The 15,063-nt window shown below is 72.7% G+C and carries 13 protein-coding genes and 1 pseudogene; 5 read left to right on the forward strand and 9 right to left on the reverse strand.

All coding sequences use genetic code 11. From position 1 onward, the window contains the following. The coding region (locus tag AOK16_RS15995; protein ID WP_055472913.1) for a ribonucleoside-diphosphate reductase subunit alpha at positions 1-2,350 on the forward strand (2,350 nt) is incomplete at its 5' end. Between the two features lie 137 nt (positions 2,351-2,487). Further along, the gene (locus AOK16_RS16000) at positions 2,488-3,444 is read left to right on the forward strand and encodes a ribonucleotide-diphosphate reductase subunit beta (protein WP_240483597.1); all 957 of its coding nucleotides are present in this window, start codon (positions 2,488-2,490) and stop codon (positions 3,442-3,444) included. A 177-nt stretch (positions 3,445-3,621) separates the two neighbouring features. On the opposite strand, the gene def is transcribed toward AOK16_RS16000, so the two are convergent. The 9 genes from def to AOK16_RS16045 form a co-directional block, all read right to left on the reverse strand. Beyond that, positions 3,622-4,269 (reverse strand): peptide deformylase, encoded by a 648-nt coding sequence (def, locus tag AOK16_RS16005; RefSeq protein ID WP_055472915.1) that lies wholly within the window; start codon positions 4,267-4,269, stop codon positions 3,622-3,624. A gap of 199 nt (positions 4,270-4,468) precedes the next feature. Beyond that, on the reverse strand, positions 4,469-5,452 hold the full coding sequence (locus AOK16_RS16010; RefSeq protein ID WP_055472916.1) for a tetratricopeptide repeat protein: 984 nt from the start codon (positions 5,450-5,452) through the stop codon (positions 4,469-4,471). A gap of 284 nt (positions 5,453-5,736) precedes the next feature. Next, complete coding sequence (locus AOK16_RS16015; RefSeq protein WP_398718121.1) at positions 5,737-6,966, reverse strand: HD-GYP domain-containing protein; 1,230 nt, start codon at positions 6,964-6,966, stop codon at positions 5,737-5,739. 215 nt (positions 6,967-7,181) lie between these two features. After that, positions 7,182-8,561: an HD-GYP domain-containing protein gene (locus AOK16_RS16020; RefSeq protein WP_055472917.1), complete on the reverse strand. Its 1,380-nt coding sequence runs from the start codon at positions 8,559-8,561 to the stop codon at positions 7,182-7,184. Positions 8,562-8,741: 180 nt separating this feature from the next. Further along, positions 8,742-9,110, reverse strand: coding sequence for a mycothiol system anti-sigma-R factor (gene rsrA / locus AOK16_RS16025; RefSeq protein ID WP_055472918.1), 369 nt, complete (start codon positions 9,108-9,110; stop codon positions 8,742-8,744). Then, positions 9,107-9,775, reverse strand: a complete 669-nt coding sequence (locus AOK16_RS16030; protein ID WP_055472919.1) for a sigma-70 family RNA polymerase sigma factor — start codon at positions 9,773-9,775, stop codon at positions 9,107-9,109. Before AOK16_RS16030 ends, rsrA begins: the two co-directional genes overlap by 4 nt. A gap of 306 nt (positions 9,776-10,081) precedes the next feature. Further along, on the reverse strand, positions 10,082-10,732 hold the full coding sequence (locus AOK16_RS16035; protein ID WP_205627700.1) for an alpha/beta hydrolase family protein: 651 nt from the start codon (positions 10,730-10,732) through the stop codon (positions 10,082-10,084). 123 nt (positions 10,733-10,855) lie between these two features. Then, positions 10,856-11,677: an SOS response-associated peptidase gene (locus AOK16_RS16040; RefSeq protein WP_055472920.1), complete on the reverse strand. Its 822-nt coding sequence runs from the start codon at positions 11,675-11,677 to the stop codon at positions 10,856-10,858. A gap of 78 nt (positions 11,678-11,755) precedes the next feature. After that, the gene (locus AOK16_RS16045; protein WP_055472921.1) at positions 11,756-12,319 is read right to left on the reverse strand and encodes a dihydrofolate reductase family protein; all 564 of its coding nucleotides are present in this window, start codon (positions 12,317-12,319) and stop codon (positions 11,756-11,758) included. A gap of 189 nt (positions 12,320-12,508) precedes the next feature. Between AOK16_RS16045 and AOK16_RS16050 the strand changes: the two genes are divergently transcribed. The 3 genes and pseudogenes from AOK16_RS16050 to AOK16_RS16060 form a co-directional block, all read left to right on the forward strand. After that, on the forward strand, positions 12,509-13,222 hold the full coding sequence (locus AOK16_RS16050) for a M50 family metallopeptidase (RefSeq protein ID WP_055472922.1): 714 nt from the start codon (positions 12,509-12,511) through the stop codon (positions 13,220-13,222). 99 nt (positions 13,223-13,321) lie between these two features. Continuing rightward, complete coding sequence (gene aroA / locus AOK16_RS16055; RefSeq protein WP_055472923.1) at positions 13,322-14,692, forward strand: 3-phosphoshikimate 1-carboxyvinyltransferase; 1,371 nt, start codon at positions 13,322-13,324, stop codon at positions 14,690-14,692. A gap of 12 nt (positions 14,693-14,704) precedes the next feature. Further along, positions 14,705-15,063, forward strand: a pseudogene (locus AOK16_RS16060) (ribosome small subunit-dependent GTPase A); the annotation flags it as partial.

The raw sequence follows: 15,063 nt of genomic DNA on the forward strand, positions 1-15,063 counted from the left end.
CGCCGACGGCCCCGGGGCCGCGCTGCTGCGCACCCTGACCGACCTCACCGCCGACCTGCCCGACGCCGACCCGCACCGGGTCGCCGCCGCCGCGCTCCGCGGCCGCAACGCGGGTTCCGGCGAAGCCGAGTTGCGGGAGCTGGCCACCGAGGCCGCGGCCGGGCTGATCGCCGAGGACCCCGCCTACTCGCGGCTCGCGGCGCGCCTGCTCACCCGCGCGATCGCCGACGAGGCGGCCGGCCAGGGCGCGGTCTCCTTCTCCGCCTCGGTCGCGGTCGGCCACCGCGAGGGGCTGATCGCCGACACCACTGCCGAGTTCGTCGCCACCCACGCCGCCCGCCTCGACGCGCTCGTCGCAGACGCCCTCGCGGACGGGGCGGACGACCGGTTCGGCTACTTCGGCCTGCGCACCCTCCACAGCCGCTACCTGCTGCGCCACCCCCTCACCCGGCGCGTCATCGAGACCCCGCAGCACTTCATGGCGCGCGTGGCCTGCGGTCTCGCCGAGGACGGCACGGAGCGGGCGGTCGGCGAAGTCGCCGCGCTCTACGGGCTGATGAACCGCCTCGACTACCTCCCCAGCTCCCCCACCCTCTTCAACTCCGGCACCCGGCACCCGCAGATGTCCTCCTGCTACCTGCTGGACTCCCCGCTGGACGAGCTCGACTCGATCTACGACCGCTACCACCAGGTCGCCCGGCTCTCCAAGCACGCGGGCGGCATCGGGCTGCCGTACTCCCGCGTCCGCTCCCGCGGTTCGCTGATCCGCGGCACCAACGGGCACTCCAACGGCATCGTCCCCTTCCTGAAGACGCTGGACGCCTCGGTCGCCGCCGTCAACCAGGGCGGCCGCCGCAAGGGAGCCGCCGCGGTCTACCTGGAGACCTGGCACTCCGACGTCGAGGAGTTCCTGGAGCTGCGGGACAACACCGGCGAGGACGCCCGCCGCACCCACAACCTCAACCTCGCGCACTGGATCCCGGACGAGTTCATGCGCCGGGTGGCGGCGGACGCGCAGTGGTCGCTGTTCTCCCCCGCCGACGTGCCCCAGCTCGTGGACCTGTGGGGCGCGGAGTTCGACGCCGCGTACCGCAAGGCCGAGGCCGACGGGCTCGCCCGTAAGCAGGTGCCCGCGCGCCAGCTCTACGCCCGGATGATGCGCACCCTCGCGCAGACCGGCAACGGCTGGATGACCTTCAAGGACGCGGCCAACCGCACCGCCAACCAGACCGCCGAGCCCGGCCGTGTCGTCCACTCCTCCAACCTCTGCACCGAGATCCTGGAGGTCACCGACGACGGTGAGACGGCCGTCTGCAACCTCGGCTCCGTCAACCTCGGCGCCCACCTCGGCGCGGACGGCGCGATGGACTGGGAGCGGCTCGACGCCACCGTCCGTACCGCCGTGACCTTCCTCGACCGGGTCGTGGACATCAACTTCTACCCGACCCCGCAGGCCGCGGCCTCCAACACGCGCTGGCGGCCGGTGGGTCTGGGCGTGATGGGTCTGCAAGACGTCCTCTTCCGGCTGAAGCTGCCCTTCGACTCCCCCGAGGCCGCCCGTCTCTCCACCCGGGTCGCCGAGCGGATCATGCTCGCGGCATACGAGGCCTCCTGCGACCTCGCCGAGCGGCACGGCCCGCACCCCGCCTGGCCCGCCACCCGCGCCGCCCGCGGCGTACTGCACCCGGACCACTTCGGGGACGCGGCCAAGGAGCCGGAGTGGCAGGCGCGTTGGGACGCGCTGCGCGCCCGGATCGCGACGACCGGCATGCGGAACTCCCTCCTCCTCGCCATCGCCCCGACCGCGACGATCGCCTCGATCGCGGGCGTGTACGAGTGCATCGAGCCTCAGGTCTCCAATCTGTTCAAACGAGAGACCCTGTCCGGAGAGTTCCTTCAGGTGAACTCTTATCTCGTCGAGGAGCTCAAGCGGCTCGGCGTCTGGGACGCCCGCACCCGCGAGGCGCTGCGCGAGTCCAACGGCTCGGTGCAGGAGCTGGGTTGGATCCCGGCGGACGTACGGTCGCTCTACCGCACGGCGTGGGAGATCCCGCAGCGCGCGCTGATCGACATGGCCGCGGCCCGCACCCCCTACCTCGACCAGAGCCAGTCGCTCAACCTGTTCATGGCCTCACCGACCATCGGCAAGCTCAGCTCGATGTACGCGTACGCCTGGAAGAAGGGCCTGAAGACCACGTACTACCTGCGCTCGCGCCCGGCGACCCGGATCGCCCGCGCGGCCGGCGGCGGCGACCGGGCCGCCACCCCCATCCCCGTACAGCAGGCCGCGCCCGAAGAGGCGGTCGCCTGCTCCCTTGAGAACCCCGAGTCCTGCGAGGCCTGCCAGTAATGTCCACCGCGAGCACCAGCACCAGCGCCACGGCCACCGGCACCACGGCCTCTGCCTCTGCCCCGGCCTCCTCGGCCTCAACCTCGGCCGCAGTGAAGAACCTGCTCGATCCGGGCTTCGAGCTGACCCTGCGCCCCATGCGCTACCCGGACTTCTACGAGCGCTACCGGGACGCGATCAAGAACACCTGGACCGTGGAGGAGGTCGACCTCCACAGCGACGTGTCCGACCTCGCCAAGCTCTCCGCCGAGGAGCAGCACCTGCTCGGCCGGCTGGTCGCCTTCTTCGCGACCGGTGACTCGATCGTGGCCAACAACCTCGTGCTGACCCTCTACAAGCACATCAACTCCCCCGAAGCGCGGCTCTACTTGTCCCGCCAGCTCTTCGAGGAGGCCGTCCACGTCCAGTTCTATCTGACGCTGCTGGACACCTACCTGCCCGACCCGGACGACCGCACGGCCGCGTTCGCCGCGGTCGAGAACATCCCCTCGATCCGGGAGAAAGCCCAGTTCTGCTTCCGGTGGATGGACTCGGTCGAGAAGCTCGACCGCCTGGATTCCAAGGCCGACCGGCGCCGCTTCCTGCTCAACCTGATCTGCTTCGCGGCCTGCATCGAGGGCCTGTTCTTCTACGGCGCCTTCGCCTACGTGTACTGGTTCCGCTCGCGGGGCCTGCTGCACGGCCTGGCCACCGGCACCAACTGGGTCTTCCGCGACGAGTCCATGCACATGGAGTTCGCCTTCTCCGTGGTGGACACCGTCCGCGAGGAGGAGCCGGACCTCTTCGACGAGGAGATGGGCAAGCAGGTCACGGCGATGCTGGAGGAGGCCGTCGAAGCCGAGCTGCAGTTCGCCCGCGACCTGTGCGGGGACGGGCTGCCGGGTATGAACACCGCCTCGATGCGCGAGTACCTGGAGTGCGTGGCCGACCAGCGGCTGCGCCGCCTCGGCCTGCCGGCCCGCTACGGATCGGAGAACCCGTTCTCCTTCATGGAGTTGCAGAACGTCCAGGAGCTGACCAACTTCTTCGAGCGCCGTCCGTCCGCCTACCAGGTAGCGGTCGAGGGTTCGGTCGCCTTCGACGACGACTTCTAGGCTCCTGAGAGGCGGATCCCAACATGTGTAAGGGGCGGGCTCCTTGGAGCCCGCCCCTTACACCATGCCCCAGGAGGGCCGGTCGTTCCTGACGTTCAGTGGTTCCTGACGTTCAGTCGATCCCGGGTCAACCGTTTCTGAGGGTCAGCCGTTCCTGAGGTCAACCGTTCCTGAGTGTCAGTCGTTCGGCACCGTCTCGTACCGCGGCGTCCCCTCCGCCATCTGCCGGAGCGCGTCCTTGCGGTCGCGCTTGGAGAGCCGGTCGATGTAGAGGTAGCCGTTGAGGTGGTCGGTCTCGTGCTGGAGGCAGCGCGCGAAGTAGCCGGTGCCCTCGACCACGACCGGGTTGCCCTCGATGTCCTGGCCGCGGCAGACCGCGTAGTCGGGGCGGGCCAGCGGGGCGTACGCGGTCGGCACCGACAGGCAGCCCTCGTTGGACTCGTCCAGCTCCCGCCGCTCGGCCGGCAGCTCGTCGATCACCGGGTTGCAGATCGCGCCCACGTGCCGCGCGCCGTTGTCGTCCGGGCAGTCGTAGACGAAGACCCGCAGGTCGACACCGATCTGGTTGGCCGCGAGGCCGACGCCCTCGGCCGCGAACTGGCTGGCGAACATGTCGTCCACGAGCTGCGCGAGCTGGTCGTCGAACGCGGTCACGTCCTGGCAGCGCCGGTGCAGCACCGGGTTGCCGACGACGGTGATCGGCCGGGCGGCGCCGCGCTCGCGGTGCGCCTTCTCCCGCGTCTCCGCGTCCACCGTGTCGTCGAGGAACTCCGGCGCCCCCGCCGCCTCGTCCGCCACCTGCTGCCCGCTCTCCTGCTCAGCCATGTCCGCCGTACGCCTTCCTTATGCCTTGGTGGGTGCCCGTACAAGAGCCCCGTACAGGGTACGGCCAGCGGGAAGGATCGCGGACCGAAAGCCCCAGGACAGGGAAGGCGGGACCAACAGGACCGGGAAGCGGGACCACAGCACCGGAAAGCGGACTACAGGACGGGGAAAGCGGAGCCAGAGGACCGGGAAGGCAGAGCTAGCAGACCTCTTCGAGGTCCCGCCACGCGCGCGTGTCCGGGCTGTCGGCGACCCAGCCGTCCAGCAGGCCGCGTACGAGCCCGGCCGGGGCCGCGATGCCGCACTCCCGCTCCGGCACCCACAGGTCGCCCGCCGTCCGGTGCCCGAGGGGGCCCGGATGGCCCGGCTCGCTGTGGTCGTGCGGGTCCAGATGCTGCTCGCCGTCGCCCTCGTCGCTGGGCATCCGGCTCTCCGAGCAGGACCGGCACAGCAGTCGCACCGAGGACGACCAGTCCTCGGCCGCGAAGCCCGCATCGGCCGCCAGCCGCTCCAGCGCGTCCCGGTCCGTCTCCGTGGCGGCCTCCAGCAGCACCACCCAGGTCGGCACGGGTGAAGGAGCCCACAGCTCAATCTCGTCGAAGACGGGGTACGAGGGGCCGGCGGAGGTGACCCGCTCGCCGTGCGGCACCCCGTCGTGCAGCACGACCTCGCCCCAGCGCCGCCCGGAGGAGGGCAGCGGGATGGACAGCACCTCGATCCGCGCCGGGTCCAGCCTGCGCCCCCACACGACCTCGGCCTCCCCCTCGGGCGAGAGCCGCACGGCGGCGCTGCCCAGCTCCATGCCTACCGGCTCGGCGGCCGGGGCGCCCTCGCCGGGCACCTTCAGCCCGTACGCCTGCCAGGCCCGGCGGGCCAGCGGCCAGTCCTGGAGGGCGGTCGCGGCGATGCCCACGTTCCACCAGTCCGGGGCGCCCGCCTCCCGGTCCAGAAGGGCCACGGCGCGCAGGCCCGCGGCCCGCGCCTGCTCCCAGTCGTGCCGGAACTTGTGCAGCAGGGCGAGGTTGAACCACGACTCCGACAGCCAGGGCTCCAGGTCGGCGGCCCGGGTCAGCAAGGCTCCGGCGTCCTCGTACCGGCCGCTGCCGATCAGCGTGAAAGCCCGGTCGGTCGCCTGCCGCCACGAGGCGGAGGGCCGGTGCCGTACCTTGCCGAAGATCCTCACGTTTCCCGCCTGCCGGTTCGCTCCGTGTCCCTTGCCGTGTGGGTCAGCCGATAACGGCCAGGACGTCCCCCTCCTGGTCGGCGTCCCCCGCGCCGGCCTCCCCTGAGGACAACCTGCCACACATTGCGCGTCATCTCAGCCCGGATGCGACGCTCACCATTGCTCCTTGCCACCTGGGCGAGGCCCGAACCCCCTCTGCCCGCATCCAACCATGCCCTTCCGCGCACCCGCTCATTACCCATGGGTTCCACGAATCGGCCTCCTTAAGGACCGGTTTCCGGCGCTCACAGGGACGCTCCGCCGGCGGACCCGAGCACGCGCGCGAGGGCCTCGACGACCCGCGGCTCGTAGTCCCGCGCGGTGCCCAGCCGCAGCCGCTCCAGGGCGCTCAGCGGGCCGCCCAGCAGCCCACCGCCGCCCGCCAGGTCCTCGTACGCGTTGACGGTGCGGACGATCCGTGCGGTGAGCGGCTGCTCGCGGTACGGATCGGCCTGCCGCTCGACGACCACGGCCACCTCGTCGGGCACCCCGGTCTGCCGGACGACCTCCCCGCCCAGGAGGGCTATCCGGCGCTGGTCCTCGGGCGGCAGCGGCTCGGTGGCCCCCGAGGGGACCGGGTCGAGGAGGGAGAGCTGGCCGATGTCGTGCATCAGCGCCGCGTACTCCAGGACGGTCAGATCGGGCTCGGAGAGCCCCAGCTCCCGGCCCACGGCCCGGCTGAGCCCGGCGACCCGCCGGGCATGGCCCACCGGCGTGTAGCCGGCGATCTCGGTGGCGCGGGCGAGCGAGGCGATGGTCTGGCGGTAGGTGGCCCGCACGGCGGCGTAGCGACGGAAGGAGAACTGGGTGAGCAGCAGCGGCACGCAGAACACCGGCAGCGCCCACAGCCCGGCGACAGCCACCGCGAGCGCGATGACCACCCCCGTCGCGCAGATCGCGGACCCGATGCCGAGCAGGCCCCGCAGTTCGTCCCGCAGCAGCGGCCCGAAGGGCCAGCCGGTGCGGGCCTTGGCGAGGGCCGCCCCCAGGACGGCGTCGCACAGGCAGGTGAGGACCAGCAGGAGCAGCAACAGGACCGAGTAGTACGGGCCATGGCCGCGCCACTGCTCCAACGCGCCGTGTCCATAGAGCGGTTGGAAGCAGGTGGCGGCGAAGGCGGCGGTGAGGACGCGGCGCGCGAGGTGGTCGAAGACGGGCGCGCGGCCGATGCCCACGTGCGGGGCGCTGCCCGCGAGGGCCGCGGCGCCGACCACGGCGACGACCTGCGGTACTCCGTGCAGGGCGGGGCGCCCGGCGATCTCGCCGAGCAGCGCGTAGGCGAGGGCTCCGGCCGCCGCGAGCGGGGCGGCCTCCCGGCCGTCGGGGGTACCGCGCACCAACTCGCCCAGGGCGATGAGGACTCCGAAGGCCAGCGCGGTCCCCGGGTCGTCCACCCCGTGCCACACCGTCCACGCGAAGCCGAACCCGCCGAGCACGGCCGCGACGATCCGCACGGCCAGGACGGCGGCGGGCACGCGCGCGTAGGCGAGCCGCTCCGGCGCGGCCCGGTGCCGCCCCCTTCCCTCGGCTCCGAGCGGCGCGCGGGCCGCGGGCAGGACCGCGGGTCCGGGCGACCCGGGAGGGTCCGGAGAGGCCGAAGCAGGCGCTCGGCCAAGGGCTTTGGGCGCGCACGGCCCCGGAGCCGTTACGGCGTCCGGCGGCGGAAGGCGCTCCCCGTCGGGATCCTCCTTCACGACCCGCCTCCCCGGTCGAGCGGCGCCAGGCGCGCCACCGGGTCCCCGGCGCCCGCCGGGTCCAGGCCGTCCGCGACAACCGCCGGGTCCAGGCCGTCCGCCGTGACAGCCGGGTGCCAGCCGTGCCGGTCGATCGCACGGGCCAGCGCCCGCACCATCCGCGGGTCGAACTGCGCCCCCGCACACCGCCGCAGCTCCGCCACGGCCGTGTCCACCGGCCGCGCCCTGCGGTAGGAGCGGGTCGAGGTCATCGCGTCGAAGGCGTCGGCGACCGCCACCACGCGCGCGTACTCCGGGATCCTCGCCCCGGCCAGCCCGCACGGGTAGCCGCGCCCGTCCATCCGCTCGTGGTGGTGCAGGATCGCCGCCCTCGCCTCCCCCAGGAAGCCGATCCCGCGGACCATCTCGTGCCCGTACTCGGGGTGGAGCTCGATGATCCGCCGCTCCTCCGGAGTGAGCGGCCCGTCCTTGCGGAGCAGCCTCGTCGGGACGCCCAACTTGCCGACGTCGTGCAGGATGCCCGCGAACCGCAGCACCTCCTGGCGGTGTTCGTCCATGCCGAGTTCGCGCGCGATCATCACCGAGGCGCGGCCCACGCGCTCGCTGTGGCCGCGCGTGTAGCGGTCCTTGATGTCCACGGCCTGGACCAGGGCCCTGATCGTGGCCTGGTGGGCGGCGCGCTCGCGGTGGTACTGCGCGAAGACCCAGCAGGAGACGTACATCGGCAGCAGCACCAGCAGCGAGGCCACCGGCCCGTACGGGCTGCGCCACAGCACCGCCATCATCAACCCGGCCAGCCCGTGCACCAGATACGGCGCGAGCGACCGCAGCAGCAGCCCGCGCCAGGCCGTACGGGGCGACCGGCGCTCGGCCGTCACGAGGATGCCCCCGTCGAGGACGGCGAGCACCAGGCAGAAGGCGGCGGCCCCGGCGCACGCGGGCAGCAGCGCGTACGGGAACCCGGCGGCGCCCAGGACGTCCCGGCCTCCTCCCGGGGAGGCCCCGAAGGCGTGCGCCGCCGCGCACGAGGCGAGGGGGAGCTGCCCGGCGTGCCACAACCGCCGCAGCCGCACGGGGTGTTGTTCGACGCGGCCGAGCAGCGCCCCGGGCACGGCGACCAGCGCGGCGGCCGAGGGCGGCAGCAGAAACGCTCCGGCGAGGAGCACGGGCACGAACGAGCCCATGCCGGTGGGCGCCCGGCGGCCCATGAACGGGCACCGGGTGAGCTGCTCGCACGCGGCGTACAGCAGCGCGAGGAGGGCGACCGCGCCCCAGGGGGTCCCGGCGCCGGGCCGCAGCGCGGGAGCGGCGCAGGCAGCGGCGGCCAGCACGGCGCACAGGATGTACGCGCGTGCTATGGGCGGCACCGCTCGCATGGCCACGTCCTCCCCCAGGTCGCCGCGCGCGGGTCGCGCACGCGTCAGGAAGGGGAGAATAGGCGTGCGCCCGCGCGTCGGCAGGCGCATGGCGGTATTGGCAGGTAGGGGAAGACCCGGTTCGCACCTTCGGGTGACGCGGGTGCGGTGCAGCCCGAATATGCCGTACGAGTACGGCAGTTACGCGTCGGTGGCCTCGGCGGCCCTCCGGGCGGCTTCCGCGGCCTTCTCCTCCTGGGCGGCCCGGTGTTCGGCCACGGCCTGCTCCAGGACCGTCTGCTCGGGCACGGCCTCACCGGCACGGATGAGCTCGATCCGGCCCATCACCTTGGACCGGAGGTCCACCGGTACGTCATCGTGGCCGCAGCAGCGCTTCACGAGCTTCTTGACGGCCTGCTCCAGGCCGTACTTCTCCAGGCAGGGCGAGCACTCGTCGAAGTGCTCCTTGAGCTTGGTGCTCTCGCCCTCGGGCATCTCGCGGTCGAGGAACTCGTAGAGGTGGTCGAGTACCTCGGAGCAGTCCGTCTCGTGCGGGTCTCCGCAGCTCATGTTCCCGAGCCTTTCCGGTCGTGCGACTCGGTCGGGGCGGCGCCCGCGCCCGCGGGGACGAGCCCGCGCTCACGGGCGTAGTCCTCCAGCAGACCGCGCAGTTGGCGGCGACCGCGATGCAGCCGCGACATCACCGTGCCGATGGGTGTAGCCATGATGTCCGCGATCTCCTTGTACGCAAAGCCCTCGACGTCCGCGAGATAGACCGCGATGCGGAACTCCTCGGGGATCGACTGCAGCGCGGCCTTCACGTCGGAGTCCGGCAGGTGGTCCAGCGCCTGGGACTCGGCGGAGCGCAGCCCGGTCGACATGTGCGACTCGGCGCGCGCCAACTGCCAGTCCTCGATCTCCTCGGCGGCGCTGCGCTGCGGCTCCCGCTGCTTCTTGCGGTAGGAGTTGATGAAGGTGTTGGTCAGGATCCGGTACAGCCACGCCTTCAGGTTCGTGCCCTCGCGGAACTGATGGAACGAGCCGTACGCCTTGGCGTAGGTCTCCTGCACCAGGTCCTCGGCGTCCGCCGGGTTGCGCGTCATGCGCAGCGCCGCGGAGTACATCTGGTCGAGGAAGCCCAGGGCGTCCCGCTCGAAGCGCGCGTTGCGCTCGGCGGCCGTCTCCTCGGGCCGGCCGTCGTCGGTCCCTGCCTCGGTGCCGGTGACCGGACCCACCTCCTCCAGCGACTCGGCGGAACCGGATGCGGACCCGCTCGAATCGGAGGATAGACGACGATCCATCCCGCCCGCCGCTCCACGGAGGGCAGGCCCCGCCGGCACCACCCTGCGCGACCACGGCACATCGGCGGTCTGCGGACGGGCCAAGCACTGGATCGAACCCATGCGGCGGTCTCCCTTTCCCGGTGCGGCTGCGTGCGGCTCCACGCGGACACCCCCCACAACGCGGGAGGCCCGCGGCGCATTCCCGCGTTGTGCCGGGGCCCGCCCGCCCCACGGATCCCGCGCGGGACCCGCCGGGACCTACGCGATCCCGTCCAGCCAGTCGGCGACCGCGCCGGTGATGACGGCGAGGGCCTCCTCGCGCGTACCCGGGGCCTTGGGGACGGCGAAGCCGTGGTCGCCGCCCGGGACTTCCACGAGGCGGATGCCCGGCGGGAACTCCCCGGGGCGCCCGAACGGGTCGCGCCCGCCCTGGACCACGAGCGTGGGCAGCCCGGCGCCGGTCAGCTCCTCGGCGCGCGACTTCTCCGGCCTGCCCGGCGGGTGCAGCGGGAACGACAGCGCCAGCACGGCACACGCGCCCAGACCCCGGCCCGTACGGCAGGCCACGCGCGCGCCCGCGCTGCGGCCGCCCGCGACGACCGGCAGCCCCGGCTTCTCCAAGGCGGGCCAGAGCGCCGTCCACGCGGCGTCCAGCGTCTTGGGGGCGGGCGCCACCTTCTTGCCCGCGACCCGCCAGGGCTGCTCGACGAGCGCCACGGTCACACCGCGGCCCGGCAGCGCCTCGGCCAAGGCCTGGAGGTCGCGCGCCTCGATGCCGCCGCCCGCGCCATGGCCCAGGGCCAGTACGAGCCGGGCCTTGCGGGCGCCGCGGTGCCAGGTGATACGGGCGTCCCCCGAGGGAGTGGGAACCGTCTCGGTCTCGATCACCCCTCCATACTCCCTCCCCATAGCCCCCTTCCCTGCCCATAGGACCCGGCATGGGGCCCCACTAGGACCCGGCATAGGGCCCACCCGGAGGAACACTCTCTATAGGCCCTGCCTCAAGAGGCCCGCCGCCGCAAGAGGCCCGCCCTAGAAGAGGGTCGCCTCCTCGGGCGCCGCCAACTCCCGCAACAGCTCGGGCCCGTTGTTGCGTACGTTGCTGACGTCCGTCGAGACCGGGTAGGCGCGCACCGTCCCGGCCGCCGGCGGCGCCAGCAGCGGGCGCAGGTCATCCGGTTCCGTCCGGGACGGGTCGAGCCAGGCGGACCAGCGGTCCTCCGGCAGCACGAGCGGCATCCGCGGGTGGATGTCGGCCAGCGAGCGGGGCCCGTTCTCGCCGGCCCCGCCGCCGGCCAGCGGTGTCGTCTCGGCCTCGGTCGTGACGACCGTGCACGTCACCCACCAGGCCCGCTGGTGGTCGCCGGGGAGGGTCGGGTCGCGCCAGAACTCGTAGAGCCCGGCCAGCGCCATCACCGAGCCGTCGGCGGGCGTGACGAAGTACGGCTGCTTGCGGGTCCGCTTCCGCCTGCCCTGCTCCTCCAGCTCGCGCTCGTCCGCCCCCGTGACCCACTCGTAGTAGCCGTCGGCGGGGAGCAGGCAGCGGCGGGCGGCGAAGGCCTGCCGGAAGGACGCCTTCTCGTGCAGCGACTCGGCGCGCGCGTTGATCATCTTCGCGCCGCCCTCGGGCGTCTTGGACCAGTACGGCACGAGTCCCCACCGCAGCGTGCGCAGCTGCCGTACGGGATCGGGCCGGTCCGACTGCTTGTCGGGCCGCTCCAGGACCGCGTGGACGTCCTTGGTCGGGGCGACGTTCCAGTCCGCGGCGAGGGTCTCCTCGGGCTCCCACTTCGCCACGCCGAACAGCCCGACCAGATCCTCCGGACTCCGGCTCGCCGCATACCGACCGCACATCTCGAACCACCCCTGTGACGCTCGACGTCTCACCCCCCGACGTCCCCGACGTCTAACACCCAACCATGCGCGAGCCCGTTAGTGCGCCACGCGGTAGCGGAGGTAGAGGACACCTGAGCCGAAGGTGCGGGTCTCGACGAGTTCGAGATCCACCCGGCGCTCGTGCCGGGGAAAGAACGGAATGCCGCCGCCGACCAGCACCGGGTGGACCATGGCCCGGTACTCGTCGATCAGACCCGACGCGGCCGCCTCGGCGGCGAGGGTCGCGCCGCCGATCGCGATGTCGCCCTCCCCCGGCTCGGCTCGCAACCGCTCGATCTCCTCCGCCAGGCCGCCGGAAGCCAGGCGGGCATTGCCCTGCACCGCCGACAGCGTGGTGGAGAACACCACCTTGGGGAGCGGGTTCCAGAGCGCGGCCCACTCGAGCTCCGCGTCGTCGAGCGATCGGTCCTGGTCGGCGGTCTCCCAGTACAGCATCGTCTCGTACAGCCGTCGTCCCATCAGGTGGACGCCCACGTCTCGAATCTCGTCGATCCAGAAGCGAAAGACCTCCTCGTCGGGCACCGTCCAGTCGAAGCCGCCGTCCGGCCCGACGATGTAGCCGTCAAGCGAGACACCCATCGCATACGTCACGTTGCGCATCAGCAGTCCTCCTCAGCGACGGGTTCGACCGTCTCGACCGCACATGGGTGCCACACTGCCACGACGCCGCGACCGGCGATGCCTCTCACGCCGCAACCGGCGACACGCCCGCACCCGTCTTCTAAGACACCTCCCGCAACGTCAGGCCCCCCGGGAGCCCGCCAGAAAACATCAAGGAGCCGCCCCTCCATGAACAGCACCGATCTCGGCGACCTGTGGGACCGCGTCACGGGAACCCAGCCCGACCCGGCCCTCTGGCTGGTGCTCGCGACGGCCGCCGCCGCGCTCGCCGCCGTGTCGCAGCGGACCGCCTGGCGGTTCAGCCGCAACGCGGTGACGATCGCCCACGAGGGCGGCCACGGCCTGGTCGCCCTGCTTACCGGCCGCCGCCTGGAGGGCATACGGCTGCACTCGGACACCTCCGGCCTCACGGTCTCGCGCGGCAGGCCCACCGGACTCGGCATGATCCTCACGGCGGCCGCGGGCTACACGGCCCCGTCCCTGCTCGGCCTGGGCGGCGCCTGGCTCCTGGCCTCCGGCCACATCACCCTGCTCCTGTGGGGAGCGATCGCGCTGCTCGCCGCGATGTTGGTGATGATCCGCAACGCGTACGGCGTACTGACCGTCGTCCTCACCGGCGCGGCCTTCTTCCTCGTCTCCTGGCTCACCGGCTCCGGCATCCAGGCGGCCTTCGCCTACGCCGCGGTGTGGTTCCTGCTCCTGGGCGGCGTGCGCCCGGTCTTCGAGCTCCAGGGCAAGCGCCGCCGAGGCGGCGCGCCGGACTCCGACGCGGACCAGCTGGCGCGGCTCACGAACGTCCCAGCGGCGCTGTGGCTGTTTCTCTTCTACGCGGTGACGCTCTGCTCGCTCATCGGCGGCGGTCGCTGGCTCCTCAACCTGTAGGAATCACCGAGCGGTTCCCCTTCCATCGCCGCGTTTCGGTCGGGTTCCGCCCCATATGATCAAGATCTGCGCACCGGTTGAGCCACTAAAGTGAGGGCCATGACCGGTAACCCCGCGCACACCGCCCTCTGGCCCGCCCCGCTCGCGTCCGCCCCCGTCGACGCGACCGTCACCGTGCCCGGATCGAAGTCGGTCACGAACCGCGGCCTCGTCCTGGCCGCGCTCTCCTCCGAACCTGGCTGGCTACGCCGCCCGCTGCGCTCCCGCGACACCCTCCTCATGGCCGAGGCGCTGCGCGCCATGGGCGTGGGCATCGAGGAGACCGTCTCCAGCACCTCCGGCGGCGGCCCCGACAGCGGCGAGGCCTGGCGCGTCATCCCGGCGGGCCTGCACGGCCCCGCGACGGTCGACGTCGGCAACGCGGGAACGGTCATGCGCTTCCTGCCGCCCGTCGCCGCCCTGGCCGACGGCCCGGTCCGCTTCGACGGCGACCCCCGTTCGTACGAGCGCCCGCTGCACGGCGTGATCGACGCGCTGCGCGCGCTGGGCGCCCGGATCGACGACGACGGGCGCGGCGCCCTGCCGATGACCGTGCACGGCGGCGGGGCCCTGGACGGCGGCCCGGTCGAGATCGACGCCTCCTCGTCCTCCCAGTTCGTCAGCGCGCTGCTGCTGTCCGCGCCGCGGTTCAACCAGGGCGTCGAGGTCCGGCACGTGGGCGACACCCTGCCCTCCATGCCGCACATCCGGATGACCGTGGACATGCTGCGGACCGCGGGCGCCCAGGTCGACACCCCGGAGGCGGGCGGCGAGGCGAACGTGTGGCGGGTCAAGCCGAGCGCGCTGCTCGGCCGGGACCTGGTCGTCGAGCCGGACCTGTCCAACGCCCAGCCGTTCCTTGCCGCGGCCCTGGTCACCGGCGGCCGGGTCACCATCCCCGACTGGCCCGAGCACACCACCCAGCCAGGTGACGCGCTGCGCGAGATCTTCACCGGGATGGGCGGTTCCTACGAACTCACCGACGCCGGGCTGACGTTCACCGGGAGCGGCCGGATCCACGGCATCGACGTGGACCTGAGCGACGTGGGCGAGCTGACCCCGGGCATCGCCGCCGTCGCGGCACTGGCCGACTCGGAGTCCGTGCTGCGCGGCGTGGGCCATCTGCGGCTGCACGAGACCGACCGCCTCGCGGCGCTCACCAAGGAGCTCAACGCGCTCGGCGGCGACGTCACCGAGACCGCCGACGGGCTGCGCATCCGCCCGCGCCCGCTGCAGGGCGGGGTCTTCCACACGTATGACGACCACCGGCTGGCCACGGCCGCCGCGGTCATCGGGCTCGCGGTCGAGGGCGTGCGGGTGGAGAACGTCGCGACCACCGCCAAGACGCTGCCCGACTTCCCCGACCTGTGGACGGCCATGCTGGGCCTCCCCTCGGGACCGGCCCCGGAAGCCCCCGGACCGAGAGTCTGAGGGCGTCCCGCGATGCGCCGCTACGGCAAGCACACCGATGAGGACGACGTCAGGGTCCGGCCGGGACGCAGGGGCAGCAGGCCGCGCACCAGCATCCGGCCCAAGCACGAGGACGCGGCCGAGGGCTTCGTCCTCACCGTGGACCGCGGTCGGCTGACCTGCCTGGTCGACGACCGCACGATCACCGCGATGAAAGCCCGCGAACTGGGCCGCAAGGGCGTCGTGGTGGGCGACCGGGTCGGCATCGTCGGCGACCTGTCCGGTGCCAAGGACACCCTGGCCCGGATCGTGCGCGTCGAGGAGAGCTCCTCGGTGCTGCGGCGCACGGCGGACGACGACGACCCGTACGAGCGCGTGGTGGTCGCCAACGC

The organism is Streptomyces pathocidini, from assembly GCF_001418495.1.
GTDB classification, from domain to species: Bacteria; Actinomycetota; Actinomycetes; order Streptomycetales; family Streptomycetaceae; genus Streptomyces; species Streptomyces pathocidini.